Here is an 11,611-nt window from a genome sequence, read left to right on the forward strand (position 1 = left end):
GACGATGATGAGCCACACCGCCTATGTCGTCGCCAGCTACGGTATCGCCGCACTGACCGTCGTCGCCCTCATTCTCTGGGTCTGGGCCGATGGACGCGCCCGTCGTCGCGAACTGCAGGCGCTGGACAAGGCCGGCATCCGCCGCCGCTCGGCGCCGGCCGGGGACGCACAATGAGCATTGAGACACCTGTCGGGCCCGACAACAGCCGGCCGGGCAAGATGCGCATCGTCTTTGCGGTTCTGCCGCTGGCGATTTTCGCCGGTCTGGCTGCGATCTTCTGGAGCCAGCTCGATTCGGGCCGTGATATCAGCGAAATTCCGTCCGCCCTGATCGGCACCAAGGCGCCGTCGCTCGCCATGCCGCCGCTGGAAGGTGCGACGTTCAAGGGCGCCGCCATGCCGGCGCTGACCGACGCGGCCATCACGGGCAAGCTGACGCTGGTCAATGTCTGGGCGTCGTGGTGCGTTCCCTGCCGCGAGGAAAACCCGATCATCCTCGAACTGGCCAAGGACCCGCGGCTGACGGTGGTGGGCATCAACTACAAGGACCAGACCGACAATGCGCTGCGGTTTCTCGGCGAGCTCGGCAATCCCTTCGCCGCCGTCGGCGTCGATCCGCGCGGCAAGGCGGCGATCGACTGGGGCGTCTACGGCATCCCCGAGACCTATCTTGTCGATGCTTCGGGAACCATCGTTTACAAGCGGGTCGGGCCGTTCGACGCACGCAGCCTGAAGGACGGGCTTTATCCGGCGATCGAAAAGGCTGTGGCCGGGAAGATGTGAGGAGGGCTTTGCCCTCCAGGCTCCGTTATGCTCGGGCTTGACCCGAGCATCCATTCGCCAACGGGGCCGGATCCGAATGCGGCGGTATGGATCCTCGGCTCAAGGCCGAGGATGGCTTGAGTGTGTTGTCCGCCTCAGTTTTCACGAACATGTTAAAGACCACCCTGCCACGCCTTCACCGCCTCCAGCGGGTAGACCAGCATCAGCACGTTGAGCGTCAGGTTATCACGGATCAGCCAGCCGGTGAAAAGCTCGAAGGCGATGGCTATGGCGACCGTGACGGCGACAGGCGCACGCCAGGCAAGCAGGAAACCGAGCGCCATGAAGATCGTGTCCATCACGGAGTTCAGGATGCTGTCGCCGTAATAATCGAGCGAGATGGTCGCGGCGCGGTAGCGGTCGATGATGATGGGTGAGTTTTCGAGGATTTCCCAGCCGGATTCGATGACCAGCGCCAGCAGCAGTTTGGCGGCCAGCGGCTTGCGGCGCAGCACGAGATGGGCAAGCCCGTAGAACAGGAAGCCGTGGATGATGTGCGACGGTGTGTACCAGTCGGCCATGTGCTGCGAATTGCCGGGGCCGTTGGCAACGGGCTCGAACAGCTTGATATATCCACATTCGCAGATCGGCGTGCGGCCCATCCCGTATTCGATAAGGATCTGGAGAATGAGGACGCCGGCGCAGGCGGCAAGCCAGAGGGCGGTCTGCGGCGAACGGTTTTCGGCCGGGACCAGTGCCGTCACTTCGGGTTATCCTGTTCCAGCGAATGTTTCATAATGATCGGCATCTGCGAGAGGGTGAACAGCACAGTGATCGGCATCGTGCCCCAGACCTTGAAGGCGACCCAGAAATCGGTCGAGAAGTTGCGCCAGACCACTTCGTTCAGCACCGCCAGAACCAGGAAGAAGATCCCCCAGCGGATGGTCAGCTTGCGCCAGCCTTCTTCATCGAGCTTGAAGGCGGTGTGGAAGACGTAGCCGAGCAGCGATTTTCCAAACAGCAGGCCGCCCAGCAGGATGATGCCGAACAGCGAGTTGATGATGGTCGGCTTGATCTTGATGAACGTGTCGTTCTGCAAATAGAGCGTAAAGGCGCCCATGACGAAGACGACGACGCCCGAGATCAGCGGCATCATCGGCAAGGTGCGGGTGAGCAGCCAGGACGCCGTCAGGGCGATGGCGGTTGCCGCCATGAACAGGCCGGTGGCGATGAAGATCGGGCCACCGAGCTCGGTCAGCGCAGGAAATTCCCGGGCCAGCCACTCGCCGCGCGAATTGGCGAAGAAAAAGACCACCAGCGGGCCGAGTTCCAGCGCCATTTTCAGGAGCGGGCTGATTTCCTTGCGCGGCTTGTCCGCCTCGATCGATGACATACTGACTTTCCTAACGCCTGCTCGATGGAGCGATGGTATTGCAAGTTTCGGGTGCGTGGATGTTTTTTCACGCGGGTATTTCGGTTTTGGTCGTCTCGGTCCGCACTCTCGTGCGGTTCGTGGCGGCGTTCTTCACTGTCCGTCATTCCTGTGCCTGTCACAGGAATCCAGTGACGCGGCGTCTGCCGCGTCGAAGAGTCTTTAGCGGCGCGGACGCGCCGCTGCTGGATCCCCGCCACAAGGGCGAGGATGACGGAGAAAATGGAAGGTCGCGTCCAAGCCGTTCATTTGCAACCCTATAACATCAGCAAAAAGGCAAAATGATATCCGGGTCAATGGGGAATTCCGGCAATCGCCTCGGCGAAATCCTTGGCCTCGAAAGGTTCGAGATCGTCGACGCCTTCGCCGACGCCGATGAAATAGACCGGCAGCTTGTGCTTGGCGGAGATGGCGACGAGGATGCCGCCGCGCGCCGTGCCGTCGAGCTTGGTCATGATCAGGCCGTTGACGCCGGCGACGTTGCGGAAGATCTCGACCTGGTTGAGCGCATTCTGGCCGGTCGTGGCGTCGAGCGTCTGGAGGACGGTGTGCGGCGCGTCGGGATCGAGCTTGCCGAGCACGCGGACGATCTTTTCCAGCTCCGCCATCAGCTCGGTGCGGTTCTGCAGCCGGCCGGCGGTGTCGATGATCAGCACGTCGCTCTTCTTCAGTCGCGCCTGTTCGAAAGCCTCGTAGGCGAGACCGGCGGCATCGGCACCGAGCTTGGAGGAGACGATGTCAGACTTGGTGCGCTCGGCCCAGATCTTCAGCTGTTCGATGGCAGCGGCCCGGAAGGTGTCGCCGGCGGCGAGCATGACTTTCAGGCCGGCGCCTGAAAGCTTGGCGGCGAGCTTGCCGATCGTCGTGGTCTTGCCGGTGCCGTTGACGCCGACGACGAGGATGACATGCGGCTTATGGGAGAGGTCAAGCTGCAGCGGCTTGGCGACAGGGGCCAGCACGCGGGTGATTTCGGCGGCCATGATGCGGGAAACGTCCTCGCCGGTCACGTCCTTGCCGTAGCGCTCGGAGGCCAGCGTGTCGGTGACCCGCAGCGCCGTCTCGACGCCGAGATCGGCCTGGATCAAAAGGTCTTCCAGATCCTGCAGCGTCTCGTCGTCGAGCTTGCGCTTGGTGAACAGCGCGGTGATCTGGCCGGTGAGCTGCGAGGATGTGCGGGCAAGGCCCTGGCGCAGCCGCTGGAACCAGGTCAGCTTCTGCTTCGGGGTTTCCGGTTCCGGCTCGGGGGTGCGGCCGGTGGCGAAGCCCTTGGGGAGGATGGGTGCTGCTGCCGGTGGCTCGGTGGTCGGGGAGGCTTCACCCCCCTCTGCCCTGTCGGGCCTCTCCCCCTGAAGGGGGGAGATTGCTGGCGGGGCGCTTTCGTTGTGGTCGTCGGTTTCCGAGAGCGCGGAGGCTTTACCCCCCTCTGTCGGTTGCACCGACATCTCCCCCGCAGGGGGGGAGATTGGGCTTGCGGAAAGCTCCTGCGGCTCATCAAGCGTATTCTTTTGCAGTGAAGGAGCATCATCCTCCGTCTGATCTCCCCCCTTGTGGGGGAGATGTCCTGAAAGGACAGAGGGGGGTAAAGCCTCCACACTCTCGGACGCCTCGGCTTCCGCCTCCAGCAGCGACAGCGGGATCAGGCCGAGATCGCCCGCCTCTTCAACGGCAGGCAGAATGGCGTGGGTTTCGTCTTCGTCCTCGGCGGCGGTCTCTGCCTCGGATTCCGGGGCATCAACCTCATCGGCGGACGGACCTCCGGCGGTGTCCATTTCCGGCGGCAGCACCGGATCATCAGCGACCGGCAGGTCCTCGGTGCGGGAATGCGGCTCCAGCTCGGCTTCGATCGCCCGGGTTTCCTCGGGGCTGAACGTCGATTCGGCCTGGTCCATGACCGCATCGACCGCGGGCGCTGCGGCAGGCTCGCCTTCCACCGGCTTGTCCTTGCCGAACGTGAAGACCTTTTTCAGAAAGCTGAGCGCCATTGGGTATCCGTAAAACTCAGGCCGCGCCGGCGGCCATCAATTGCATGTCTGAAGCGCGCCGCACTTCAGGTTCTTATTGTCGCCATGCCGTCATCCCAAAACCGCGTCGCACTTTTGGGCGGCATGCATCAGGTGCTTGCCATTGTGGCCGGTGACCGTCACCTGAACCATATCGCGGGCCTTGAGCCCGGGGACAGCGGCAAGCGTGAAATTTTCCGTATGCGCCAGGCCGTTGTTCTCGACGAGCAGCCATTGCTGCGTTCCGACCATACTGTCAAGATGGGCCTGATGCAGCTGATGTCCAGTGGCGCGCAGCCGGGCGGCGCGTTCTTTCACCAGGGCGCGGTCGAGCTGGGGCATGCGGGCAGCGGGCGTTCCCTCGCGCGGCGAGTAGGGGAAGACGTGCAGATGGGCAATGCCGGCTTCTTCGGCAAGGCTTGCGGCGTTTAAAAACATCTCTTCGGTCTCGGTCGGGAAACCGGCGATCATGTCGGCGCCGAAGCTGATTTCCGGCCGCAGGCGGCGCACGTCCGCGATGAACCGCAGCGCATCGGCGCGCGAATGGCGGCGCTTCATCCGCTTCAGGATCAGGTCGTCGCCATGCTGCAGCGACAGGTGCAGATGCGGCATGAAGCGCGGCTCATCGGCAATCAGGTCCATCAGGTGGCTGTCCACCTCGATGCTGTCGATCGAGGAAAGCCGCAGGCGCAGGATGTCGGGCACCTGCTTGAGTAATGTTTTCGCCAGAAGGCCGAGGCTCGGGGCTCCGGGCAGGTCGGCGCCGTAGCTGGTGGCATCGACACCGGTCAGCACGATTTCGCGGTAGCCGCCCTCCGTCAGCTTGCGCGCCTGATCGACGACGGCGCCCATCGGCACAGAGCGGGAATTGCCGCGGCCATAGGGGATGATGCAGAAGGTGCAGCGGTGGTCGCAGCCGTTCTGCACCTGGATGAAGGCGCGCACATGGCCTTCGATCAGCCTGACCATCTGCGGCGCCGTTTCGCGAACGCTCATGATGTCGTTGACGCGCAGCTTTTCCTCCGCCGAGACGCCGAAATCGGGCAGCGACCGGTAGGAGGCGCTTTTCAGCTTTTCCTCGTTGCCGAGAACGGCATCGACCTCGGGCATGGCGGCGAAGGTCTGCTGTTCGGTCTGGGCGGCGCAGCCGGTGACGATGATGCGGGCATGCGGGTTTTCGCGGCGGGCGCGGCGGATCGCCTGGCGGGCCTGGCGCACGGCTTCGCCGGTGACGGCGCAGGTGTTGACGAGGATGGCGTTGTTCAGCCCCGCCTTCTCGGCCTGCGTGCGCATCACTTCGGATTCGTAGGTGTTGAGACGGCAGCCGAAGGTTATGACGTCGACGCCGCTCAAAGTGCGGCGCTTCCCGTGTGCTGGGCTTCCTGTTCCTCTTCGCGCGACCAGATCCCGGTCACGGGATCGACGCGGCCGGACCATTCCCATTCGGCGGGGCCGGTCATGACGACGTGATCGTCGCTTGTCCGCCATTCGATGGTGAGAATGCCCGGCGGCGTGGCGCTGGCAACCTTGATGGCGACGGTGCGGCCGGTCCTGCCGGTGCGGGCAGCCGAGACGGCGGCGGAACAGGCGGCGGAACCGCAGGCGAGCGTCAGCCCGGCGCCGCGCTCCCAGGTTCGCGTCGTCACGGAAGAGGGCGAGGTGACCTGGGCCAGGGTGATATTGGCGCGCTCGGGAAACATCGGGTGGTTTTCGAGCAGCGGGCCGAAGCGTTCGAGATCAAACGACATGACGTCGCGGTCGACCCAGAAGATCGCATGCGGATTGCCCATCGACATCACCGAGGGCGAATGCAGGATCGGATCGTCGATCGGGCCGATCTGCAGCTCGATGCGGCTGGTGTCGTAGAATTCCTCCGACAGCGGGATCTTGTCCCATTCGAACACCGGCTTGCCCATGTCGACGGAGATGGTTCCATCCGCATGTTCCTGCGCATTCAGGATACCGGCGACGGTCTGGAAGGTGAAGACCTTCTTGCCGGTTTCGGCTGACAGCGCCTGGACGACGCAGCGCGTGCCGTTACCGCAGGCCTGCGCCTTGGAGCCGTCGGAATTGAGGATGTCGATAAAGGCGTCGGTGCCGTCGGCCTTCGGATCGTGGATCGCCATGATCTGGTCGAACCGGGTGGCCGGATCGGCGTTCAGCGCGATCGCCGCGTCCGGCGTCACCTTGTCCTTGCGGCCACGCATGTCGACGACCAGGATCTTGTTGCCAAGCCCGTTCATCCGCGCGAATTCGACCGTAGTGCTCATGACGTCCATTTCCAGTGTTTGTTGGCGTGTATATGGCGGAATTGCAGGGAAATTACCAGTGGGGCGGGTGGTGCGATTCACCCTTCCCTTGAGGGGCGGCTCCCTCTTCTCCCCGCTGGGGAGAAGAGGGAGGCTGCCGTCAAACTGTCGGCACGTCGAAAACCTCGCCCGCCCGCAGTGCCCGAAACCGCTCCGGGGCCACGCCCTGATCCTTCAGGGCCACTTCAAGCGCCCGAACCGGCTCCTCGATCCCCTCGTTGGTCAGTTGCACCGTGCCGAAATGGTGGCCTGCTGCGTAAGACGCGTTGCAGAGCTGCATGCCCTGCACCGCTTCTTCCGGGTTCTGGTGCTGGGCCTTCATGAACCAGCGTGGCTCGTAGGCGCCGATCGGCAGGTTGGCGAGGCGGAAGGGGCCGTGTTTTTCGGCGGCGGCGCGGTAGTTGATGCCGTCGTGAAAGCCGGTATCGCCGATGTGGTAGATCTTTCCGGCTGGCGTCGAGATGACGAAGGCGGCCCAGAGCGCCATGCGGCGGTCACGGGCGCCGCGGGCCGACCAGTGATGGCACGGTTCGCAATCGATGGTCACGCCGTCCCAGAAGGAAATCTGCTCGCCCCAGTCCATGTCGGAAATCTTGGCATCGGCAATGGCGCGGTGGATGATCGTGTCGTTGCCGAGCGGGGTGACGATATGGGGAGCGTGTTCCGCATGCAGCCGCTTGAGGGTGGCAAGGTCGAGATGGTCGTAGTGATTGTGGGTGACGAGGACGATATCGATCGGCGGCAGATCGTCAAAGGCAATGCCGGGCTCGACCACGCGTTTCGGTCCGGCGAAGGAAAACGGGCTGGTGCGTGGCGACCAGACGGGATCGGTGAGGATATTGAGGCCGGCGACCTGGATCAGCAGCGAGGCATGGCCGACCATGGTGACGCGCAGGCCATTGCCGTCGACGCGATCATCGGGCTTTGCCGGCGGGAAGGGGCTTGGCACCTGTGTCGGCCAGGCGCTGCGGCCGCCGCCGAACTGCCAGCGCATCAGCTCGCGAAACCCGAGCGGGGCCTCGCCTTCGGGGTTGAAGAAGACGGTGCCGTCGAAATGATCGGAGACGGGGCCGGTGTAGTAGGGATTGCGTGGCTTCCGGGAAGGCGGCGGCTGGGACATGGGGAACCGATCGGTGGGAGGTGTCGGTCTGATCTGGGATCATCCGGCGCTTTTTGAAAGGGCCCGCGGGCGACAATCCGGCAAAATCGCCCGCGATCCTTGACTTTCCCGCCCATATCGTGTTTACCGCCTGCAATCTGCGACAAGAACAAGACTTGTAGCCACCGACCCGGACCCATTGCGGAGATCCCGGAGGTCAACACCCGACAGCGCGTTGCGCCCTCGGGTGCTTTTTGGCTTTGCGTCTTGTTTTCGTCACGGAAAAGCACAACGTTTCGAACCACGCAAAAGCTCGAAACGACAAGGATGAAGCGATGTTTGAAAGTCTCCAGGACCGCCTTGGATCCATTCTGAATGGATTGACCGGCCGTGGCGCGCTGTCGGAAGCCGATGTGGCTGCCGCCCTGCGCGAGGTTCGCCGTGCGCTCCTGGAAGCCGACGTCGCGCTCGAAGTCGTCCGCTCCTTCACCGATAAGGTTCGGGAAAAGGCTGTCGGCGCGGAAATTCTGAAAAGCATCAAGCCCGGCCAGATGGTCGTCAAGATCGTCCATGACGAGCTGATCGCCATGCTCGGCTCCGAAGGCGTGCCGATCGATTTGAATGCGGCCGCCCCGGTCGTCATCATGATGGTCGGTCTGCAGGGCTCGGGTAAAACCACGACGACGGGCAAGATCGCCCTTCGGATGAAGACGCGGGACAAGAAGAAGGTCCTGATGGCGTCGCTCGACACGCGCCGTCCGGCAGCGCAGGAGCAGCTGCGCCAGCTCGGCGCCCAGACCGGCGTCGATACGCTGCCGGTGATCGCCGGCCAGTCGCCGACCGATATCGCCGCGCGCGCCGTTCAGGCAGCCAAGCTCGGCGGCCATGACATCGTCATCCTCGATACCGCCGGCCGCACGCATATCGACGAGCCGCTGATGCTCGAGATGGCCGAGATCAAGCGCCGCTCCAACCCGCATGAAATCCTGCTCGTCGCCGATGCGCTGACCGGTCAGGATGCCGTCAATCTTGCCCGCAATTTCGACGAGCGCGTCGGCATTACCGGCCTCGTGCTCACCCGCATGGACGGTGACGGCCGCGGCGGTGCTGCCCTGTCGATGCGCGCCGTTACCGGCAAGCCGATCAAGCTGATCGGTGTCGGCGAGAAGATGTCGGAGCTGGAAGAGTTCCACCCGCGCCGCGTCGCCGACCGTATCCTCGGCATGGGCGATATTGTTTCGCTGGTCGAGAAGGCTGCCGAAAACATCGATGCCGAGAAGGCGGCGGCCATGGCCGCCAAGATGAAGACCGGCAAGTTCGACCTCAATGATCTCGCCGACCAACTCGGCCAGATGCAGAAGATGGGCGGCATGGGCGGCATCATGGGGATGATGCCCGGCATGGCCGGCATGAAGGACAAGATGGCATCCGCCGGTCTCGACGACCGCATGTTCGGCCGCCAGCTCGCCATCATCTCGTCGATGACCAAGGCCGAGCGCGCCAATCCGGATATTCTCAAGCATTCCCGCAAGAAGCGCATCGCGGCCGGTTCCGGCACCGATGCCGCCGAAATCAACAAGCTGCTGAAAATGCACCGTTCCATGGCCGACATGATGAAAATGATGGGCGGCAAGGGCAAGGGCGGCATGATGAAGCAGATGATGGGCGGCCTTGCCGGCAAGATGGGCCTTGGCGGGATGGGCGGCGGAATGGGTGGAATGCCCGATCTGTCGAAGATGGACCCCAAGCAGCTCGAAGCCCTGCAGAAACAGGCCGAAGCCGCCGGTCTCGGCAAAGGCATGGGTGGCGGTGGCCTGCCCGGTTTGGGCGGTGGCGGCCTGAAGCTGCCCGGTCTCGGTGGCGGATTTCCGGGCCTGCCCGGCCTGCCGAAGAAGAAGTGAGGATTGGGTCCGTATGATTGATCCCGCAGTCAAACAGGAACTCTCGGGCTACCGCCAGTCGATCGACAATATCGACGCGGCGCTCGTGCACATGCTGGCCGAACGCTTCCGCTGCACCAAGGCGGTGGGCGTGCTGAAGGCCAAGTACAATTTGCCGCCGGCGGACCCGGCGCGCGAGGAATACCAGATAGAACGCCTTCGCCATCTGGCAAAGGATGCCCATCTGGACCCGGATTTCGCGGAGAAGTTCTTGAACTTCATCATCCACGAAGTCATCCGGCATCATGAAGCCATCGCTGCCGATCTCAAGGATTGATCAGCTCAACAACCAAACAAAAAGGCCGCCTCGGGCGGTTGGATATCTCAAGGAGTATATGACATGGCACTGAAAATTCGTCTCGCCCGCGGTGGTTCCAAGAAGCGCCCGTTCTACCAGATCGTTATCGCCGACGTGCGTTCGCCGCGCGACGGCCGTTTCTTGGAAAAGGTCGGTTCGTGGAACCCGATGCTGAAGAAGGACGACGCAAAGCGCGTTGAACTGAACGTCGAGCGCATCCAGTATTGGATCTCGAACGGCGCGCTGCCGACCGACCGCGTCCTGCGCTTCCTCAACGAAGCCGGCGTCGCAACCCGCGAAGCACGCGTCAACCCGACCAAGGGCCTGCCGGGCAAGAAGGCTGTCGAGCGCATCGCCGAAGCCAAGCAGAAGGCTGAAGACGCAGCGGCTGCCGCCGCCGAATAAGCCAGGCGATAGCCTATTTTTGAAGCGGGCGGCGTTTTCATGCCGCCCGTTTTCGTTTATGCGAAGGGCACAATCTGGAGATCGAGCCTGCGATGAGCAAACTCAACAACCCTGTGCTGATGGGAACGATCGGCGGCGCTCAGGGCCTGCGCGGCGAAGTGCGGGTCAAATCCTTTGCCGAGGAGCCGACGGCGATCGGTGACTACGGCCATCTGCATGCGCAGGACGGCCGCTCGTTCGAGGTGCTGGAAGTGCGCGAGGCGAAGAACGTCGTCATCGTGCGGTTTCGCGGCGTCAACGACCGCAATGCCGCCGAGGCGCTGAACGGGCTGGATCTCTATGTCGAGCGCGACAACCTGCCGGACGACGATCTCGACGAGGACGAATTCTTCTATGCCGATCTCGAAGGGCTGGAAGCGCTCGATGCCGATGGCAAGAGCTATGGCATGGTCACCGGCGTGTTCGATTTCGGCGCGGGCGATCTGCTGGAGCTCAAAGGTCCCGGCAAGCGGCCGGTGCTGATCCCCTTTACCGAATGGTCGGTGCTGGAAATCGATCTGGAAGCCGGTACCATGCTGGTCGATCCGCTGGCCGCCGGTCTCACCGACGACAAGGATCAGGATCCGACCAGCCAGTTCAAGCCCAAGGCGAAGTAAGCCTTGTCCTTCCGCGCCACCATCCTGACGCTCTACCCGGACATGTTTCCGGGGCATCTCGGCCATTCGCTGTCCGGCAAGGCGCTGGAGCGCGGCCAGTGGTCGCTTGATACTGTCCAGATCCGCGATTTTGCCGAGGACAAGCACCGCACCGTCGACGATACGCCGGCCGGCGGCGGCGCCGGCATGGTGCTGCGGGCCGATATTCTCGCCAAGGCGATCGATAATGCCTCTGCCGGCGACGACCGGCCGCGACTGCTGATGAGCCCGCGCGGCAAACCGCTGACGCAGGAGCGTGTGCGCGAACTGGCCGATGGTCCCGGCGCCATCATCGTCTGCGGCCGTTTCGAAGGTGTCGACCAAAGGGTAATCGACGGGCGTCAGCTCGAAGAGGTCTCGATCGGCGACTATATTCTCTCCGGCGGCGAGCCGGCGGCGCTGATCCTGCTCGATGCCATCGTGCGCATCCTGCCCGGTGTGATGGGCAATGATCTTTCCGGCGTGCACGAAAGCTTCGAAGGCGGGCTCCTGGAGCATCCGCACTATACCCGGCCGCCGGTGTTCGAGGGGCAGGAGATCCCCGCCGTGCTGACATCCGGCCATCACGGCGACATCGCCAAATGGCGGGAGGCCGAGGCGAAGCGGCTGACGCTGGAGCGGCGGCCGGATCTGCAGCGACGGTAGGCCCTTGTCGCCGCGTCACAGTCGGC

General features: G+C 63.5%; 13 protein-coding genes. 7 read left to right on the forward strand and 6 right to left on the reverse strand.

Annotation, left to right across the window (positions count from 1 at the left end; genetic code table 11):
• Positions 1-4 precede the first annotated feature (4 nt).
• A complete protein-coding gene (gene ccmD / locus ADU59_RS16495) occupies positions 5-175 on the forward strand; it encodes a heme exporter protein CcmD (protein WP_193427087.1) in 171 nt (56 codons plus the stop codon).
• Entirely contained in the window at positions 172-783 is a 612-nt protein-coding gene (locus tag ADU59_RS16500) for a DsbE family thiol:disulfide interchange protein (protein WP_068955245.1), read from the forward strand. The genes ccmD and ADU59_RS16500 overlap by 4 nt, the downstream gene beginning before the upstream one ends.
• 152 nt (positions 784-935) lie before the next feature.
• On the opposite strand, the gene ADU59_RS16505 is transcribed toward ADU59_RS16500, so the two are convergent.
• The 6 genes from ADU59_RS16505 to ADU59_RS16530 all read right to left on the reverse strand — a co-directional run bounded on the left by ADU59_RS16505 (position 936) and on the right by ADU59_RS16530 (position 7,623).
• Positions 936-1,517: a DUF2585 domain-containing protein gene (locus ADU59_RS16505; RefSeq protein ID WP_099050852.1), complete on the reverse strand. Its 582-nt coding sequence runs from the start codon at positions 1,515-1,517 to the stop codon at positions 936-938.
• Positions 1,518-1,522: 5 nt separating this feature from the next.
• The gene (locus tag ADU59_RS16510) at positions 1,523-2,155 is read right to left on the reverse strand and encodes a septation protein A (RefSeq protein ID WP_068955247.1); all 633 of its coding nucleotides are present in this window, start codon (positions 2,153-2,155) and stop codon (positions 1,523-1,525) included.
• Positions 2,156-2,487: 332 nt separating this feature from the next.
• Complete coding sequence (gene ftsY, locus ADU59_RS16515; protein ID WP_068955248.1) at positions 2,488-4,176, reverse strand: signal recognition particle-docking protein FtsY; 1,689 nt, start codon at positions 4,174-4,176, stop codon at positions 2,488-2,490.
• Between the two features lie 90 nt (positions 4,177-4,266).
• The gene (gene mtaB / locus ADU59_RS16520) at positions 4,267-5,547 is read right to left on the reverse strand and encodes a tRNA (N(6)-L-threonylcarbamoyladenosine(37)-C(2))-methylthiotransferase MtaB (protein ID WP_068955249.1); all 1,281 of its coding nucleotides are present in this window, start codon (positions 5,545-5,547) and stop codon (positions 4,267-4,269) included.
• Positions 5,544-6,464 carry a diaminopimelate epimerase gene (gene dapF, locus ADU59_RS16525; protein WP_068955250.1) on the reverse strand — a complete coding sequence of 307 codons (921 nt, stop codon included), beginning with the start codon at positions 6,462-6,464 and terminating at the stop codon, positions 5,544-5,546. Before dapF ends, mtaB begins: the two co-directional genes overlap by 4 nt.
• 139 nt (positions 6,465-6,603) lie before the next feature.
• Positions 6,604-7,623, reverse strand: a complete 1,020-nt coding sequence (locus ADU59_RS16530; RefSeq protein ID WP_068955251.1) for an MBL fold metallo-hydrolase — start codon at positions 7,621-7,623, stop codon at positions 6,604-6,606.
• A 314-nt stretch (positions 7,624-7,937) separates the two neighbouring features.
• Between ADU59_RS16530 and ffh the strand changes: the two genes are divergently transcribed.
• The 5 genes from ffh to trmD all read left to right on the forward strand — a co-directional run bounded on the left by ffh (position 7,938) and on the right by trmD (position 11,585).
• A complete protein-coding gene (gene ffh / locus ADU59_RS16535) occupies positions 7,938-9,503 on the forward strand; it encodes a signal recognition particle protein (protein WP_068955417.1) in 1,566 nt (521 codons plus the stop codon).
• A gap of 13 nt (positions 9,504-9,516) precedes the next feature.
• The gene (locus ADU59_RS16540; RefSeq protein WP_068955252.1) at positions 9,517-9,819 is read left to right on the forward strand and encodes a chorismate mutase; all 303 of its coding nucleotides are present in this window, start codon (positions 9,517-9,519) and stop codon (positions 9,817-9,819) included.
• A gap of 63 nt (positions 9,820-9,882) precedes the next feature.
• Positions 9,883-10,245 carry a 30S ribosomal protein S16 gene (gene rpsP, locus ADU59_RS16545; RefSeq protein WP_068955253.1) on the forward strand — a complete coding sequence of 121 codons (363 nt, stop codon included), beginning with the start codon at positions 9,883-9,885 and terminating at the stop codon, positions 10,243-10,245.
• A gap of 92 nt (positions 10,246-10,337) precedes the next feature.
• A complete protein-coding gene (rimM, locus tag ADU59_RS16550) occupies positions 10,338-10,901 on the forward strand; it encodes a ribosome maturation factor RimM (protein ID WP_068955254.1) in 564 nt (187 codons plus the stop codon).
• Between the two features lie 3 nt (positions 10,902-10,904).
• Complete coding sequence (gene trmD / locus ADU59_RS16555) at positions 10,905-11,585, forward strand: tRNA (guanosine(37)-N1)-methyltransferase TrmD (protein ID WP_068955255.1); 681 nt, start codon at positions 10,905-10,907, stop codon at positions 11,583-11,585.
• The last annotated feature ends 26 nt before the right edge of the window (positions 11,586-11,611 follow it).

Origin of the sequence: Pararhizobium polonicum (genome assembly GCF_001687365.1) — a bacterium.
GTDB lineage: Bacteria > Pseudomonadota > Alphaproteobacteria > Rhizobiales > Rhizobiaceae > Pararhizobium > Pararhizobium polonicum.

Bases quoted from the DNA above. Each gene is read 5' to 3' on its own strand.
- ftsY (WP_068955248.1), bottom strand. From the start codon at position 4,176: ATGGCGCTCAGCTTTCTGAAAAAGGTCTTCACGTTCGGCAAGGACAAG.
- ADU59_RS16530 (WP_068955251.1), bottom strand. From the start codon at position 7,623: ATGTCCCAGCCGCCGCCTTCCCGGAAGCCACGCAATCCCTACTACACC.
- ADU59_RS16540 (WP_068955252.1), top strand. From the start codon at position 9,517: ATGATTGATCCCGCAGTCAAACAGGAACTCTCGGGCTACCGCCAGTCG.
- dapF (WP_068955250.1), bottom strand. From the start codon at position 6,464: ATGAGCACTACGGTCGAATTCGCGCGGATGAACGGGCTTGGCAACAAG.
- ADU59_RS16510 (WP_068955247.1), bottom strand. From the start codon at position 2,155: ATGTCATCGATCGAGGCGGACAAGCCGCGCAAGGAAATCAGCCCGCTC.
- ccmD (WP_193427087.1), top strand. From the start codon at position 5: ATGATGAGCCACACCGCCTATGTCGTCGCCAGCTACGGTATCGCCGCA.
- rpsP (WP_068955253.1), top strand. From the start codon at position 9,883: ATGGCACTGAAAATTCGTCTCGCCCGCGGTGGTTCCAAGAAGCGCCCG.
- ffh (WP_068955417.1), top strand. From the start codon at position 7,938: ATGTTTGAAAGTCTCCAGGACCGCCTTGGATCCATTCTGAATGGATTG.
- rimM (WP_068955254.1), top strand. From the start codon at position 10,338: ATGAGCAAACTCAACAACCCTGTGCTGATGGGAACGATCGGCGGCGCT.
- ADU59_RS16500 (WP_068955245.1), top strand. From the start codon at position 172: ATGAGCATTGAGACACCTGTCGGGCCCGACAACAGCCGGCCGGGCAAG.